Raw genomic sequence first — 347 nt, 5'->3', positions numbered from 1 at the left:
CTCCATTGATGTTTGGGCCCGGTTCCAATCGTGAGCCCGTATTTCCATCTTATCGGGGGCAACCAACCCAGCCAGTACCATCTAGTAAAAATGCACTGAGGAGATCGCGCCGCGATTACCCCATGTGGACGGCAAGCTTGCGATCATCACCGATACCCATGTCACGCCCGCCAATGTGCATGACAGTATCGTCTATCTCGACCGGCTGGATCGCCAGCGTGAGCGGTTCGGCTTCGAGGTCGGTGCTGTCGGGCTGGATGCCGGCTATGCCACGTCCGGCATCGCCAAGGGGCTGGAGGACCGCACCATCCTCGGTGTCACCGGCTATCGCAACCCGACCCCGCCCA

1 pseudogene is annotated in these 347 nt (G+C 60.5%); it reads left to right on the top strand.

Annotated features, from left to right (window positions below):
* Nucleotides 1-124 precede the first annotated feature (124 nt).
* Nucleotides 125-347: pseudogene (locus IB244_RS31715) on the top strand (IS5/IS1182 family transposase); the annotation flags it as partial.

It is taken from the genome of Rhizobium sp. RHZ02, assembly GCF_014851575.1.
In the GTDB taxonomy this organism is placed as follows: domain Bacteria; phylum Pseudomonadota; class Alphaproteobacteria; order Rhizobiales; family Rhizobiaceae; genus Rhizobium; species Rhizobium altiplani.
Note: the sequence above shows the minus strand (reverse complement) of the source record. Positions and strands in the feature narration are given on the sequence as shown.